The sequence below is a fragment of the Plesiomonas sp. genome (genome assembly GCF_051650925.1).
Classification (GTDB): Bacteria; Pseudomonadota; Gammaproteobacteria; order Enterobacterales; family CAMTGL01; genus Plesiomonas.
Map to the genome: position 1 here is coordinate 1 of NZ_JBOFRH010000571.1, position 2,164 is coordinate 2,164.

A 2,164-nucleotide genomic window follows, 5' to 3' on the forward strand; every position below is an offset into this window, starting at 1 on the left:
TCACGGGATTAAAACGAAGAAAACTGAATAACTTTTGCGGATCCGCGGCCAAGGTTTGCCGCACCTTCGCCACTGACGACGGTTCGATTTGGGTGGGCGCAGCCGTGCGCGTCACGGTCAGCAAACCGGCTTGCTCGGCTTCGGCCGGAAAGCTCAAACGCTCCAAGCGACCATTAATCGACAGCACCACAAAATCCGGCTGAATATCCACCACCGTGGCGTTATGTCGGCGCAGCTCATCGCCTTTTTCGTACGTCTGGGTATTACCCGCAGCATCAATCACCGCCGAAGGAAAACGCCCCGCGGAGATACCGCGCAGCACCAGTTTTAACGGCGTTTCTTTTAAGACGGCAGGCGGAGGTGGCGTCACAGCCGTTACCGGTGCGGGACGCCCAAACCAATGTTGCTGGGCTACCCGCTGCCAATTTAGCGACTCGGCATCAGCGCTGCCTGTTGCAGATGCCGTATTCGCAGACAGAGCCGCATCGTGCCTTGGCGAACTTACGCTGACCGCAATCGGATCGAACGTCAGCGCTTGCCACAGCGAGTAGCTGATCGCCCCTACCGTCAACAAACTGGCCGGTAGCAGCAAAAAGCCACAGCACACGCGCACCGATATACGGCGCCCCTGTACACGCCATGCCCCACGCCTCGGAGCAATGGGCAACTTAAACCGTCGATAAGCTGTCATGGCGCGCCCTGCTCGTTCCACTCGTCATGTTCAGAAAATCATTCACCGGCGCGGTTAACCGCGCGGGCATAAGACTGACTCGCGCATTGTGCTGCCGTGAGGTGTGCCGCTTGCAGGCTGCTCCCTTGCAGATTATTCACCTGCAGCCGGTAGCTCACCCCTTTCGCCAAATAGGTTCGTACCGTCGGATCGCTACATAAACCTTGCTGATAGCCAGCCAGCACGGCGCTCGGGCTCATACGGGCAACACTTTGATTATCCGCTACCAAGGTCAAACCAATTTCCGCGCCCTGCTGCTGTGCAAAGACCAACGTATAACCAGCCGCTTTTGCCGGCAGGCTTTGATTAATTTTTTGTACCTGACTCTCAGCAATGCTTTCAGCCACACTGTTTTTCGTCGAGGTGCTGCAGCCAGATAAAATAAGCAGACAGACTGCCGAAGCGATATAACCGTATTGTTTCATTCTCAACCTAACGTGTGGCATTAGCCCAAATTCAGCTTAAACATAAACGAGTAGACAGCCGCGGCATGCCATTTAAATAGGTATGATATAAGGCTGCCTAAACGAATAATCACATTACCGTCTTGAGCGGTGATTAACCCTATAAGTCAGAGAGTCAGTACGCTAGAGCATTAGCTATTGCCGTGGTTTCATCGTGTATTTAATCATGCAATTCATGGCCACGCGCTATAACCGCGCATCAACCTAAATAAACTGTCGATATACACAAACCCAGCACCCTCTAGCCGATGGAATATTTAGCCCCACCGACATCATACATATGATTATTTGCTGTTGTTTGCACGGCCACAGATATTTTATATGACTAATCACCAATCCCTTACCGAGATGATTTATTTATCACATGAATAACCCGATTTGAAACAGCACTCAAGATAAGCGTACTTCAATAAGCGGGCATGATAATGTCATAAAAAATAGCGCCAATACAACAAACAGATTTCTTATGCTCGTAGATTCACACTATTTGCTAAATAAATATCTCGACACTTAAAAATAGCACTTATTAATGACAGTTCAATTTACGGAAATAGTAAGATGAATAGCCAAGAAAAAAGTCAAATAAATGGCAAGCAAATAGCAATGGAATATTAACTCTCAATATAAAATGACTATTTACTGACGTATAATGCGAAGATTAACGCCATATAAATGACGATAAGGCGTTTTGGCGTAAATTATTCTGGCCAAGTAATAAGCGCCAATGTTTAAAATAATACAATAATGGCTCGATAGCTCACTTATCCACCGAATCAGCCACATCAACCACCGAGTTATTACCCCGCAGTTATTGCGGCGCCGAGTCACACACGGCATGCACCGGCTGCGGATAGTGCGAAGTGGCAAGCGCGACAAACCGGTCACGCAGCGGATCGGCTAACGCCGGATTCCACACCAAACTGATTTCCCAGCGAGAATGCGGCCCAGTCAACGGAAACAAGGTAACTGC

Annotated in this window: 2 protein-coding genes; both read right to left on the minus strand. The window is 49.3% G+C overall.

The window, feature by feature from the left end:
- The coding region (locus ACRC27_RS13530; protein ID WP_438640123.1) for a type II secretion system protein N at positions 1 to 691 on the minus strand (691 nt) is incomplete at its 3' end.
- Positions 692 to 729: 38 nt separating this feature from the next.
- Entirely contained in the window at positions 730 to 1,155 is a 426-nt protein-coding gene (gene gspS2 / locus ACRC27_RS13535; RefSeq protein WP_225624460.1) for a type II secretion system pilot lipoprotein GspS-beta, read from the minus strand.
- Between the last annotated feature and the right edge of the window lie 1,009 nt (positions 1,156 to 2,164).

What these genes read in the sequence shown, in the direction of transcription:
- gspS2 (WP_225624460.1), bottom strand. Translation starts at nt 1,155, where the DNA reads ATGAAACAATACGGTTATATCGCTTCGGCAGTCTGTCTGCTTATTTTA.